This window comes from Maritalea porphyrae (genome assembly GCF_027213965.1).
GTDB classification, from domain to species: Bacteria; Pseudomonadota; Alphaproteobacteria; order Rhizobiales; family Devosiaceae; genus Maritalea; species Maritalea porphyrae_A.
Window position 1 is genome coordinate 1 of record NZ_JAPWGX010000053.1, and the last position, 261, is coordinate 261.

General features: G+C 47.1%; 1 protein-coding gene. It reads right to left on the bottom strand.

The features are described 5' to 3' along the window. Positions 1-238, bottom strand: a 238-nt coding sequence (locus O4H47_RS18230; protein WP_419719648.1) for a histidine kinase dimerization/phospho-acceptor domain-containing protein, incomplete at its 3' end; no start/stop codon positions are given. Positions 239-261 lie beyond the last annotated feature (23 nt).

Consider the following 261-nt stretch of genomic DNA (forward strand, 5'->3'; position numbering starts at 1 on the left):
GTTCCATGGTTTCAACAGAATCGATCCATGAGTGGTTTTTCACACTCAAGCGAGACAGCATGACAATGTCGGACGTTAAATCCGTCACGACATCAACGTATCGTTCAATATCGTCATGTAACTCTGCCTGCATTTCACCACTCGTGCGTCGAGCTAAATCCGTCGCTAGCTGAATACGACTCAGCGGAGTGCGCACTTCATGAGGAATAGCTTGAGTAAAGATGTGTGTTTGGCGCACTCGTCTCTCAATCTCTTCAGACA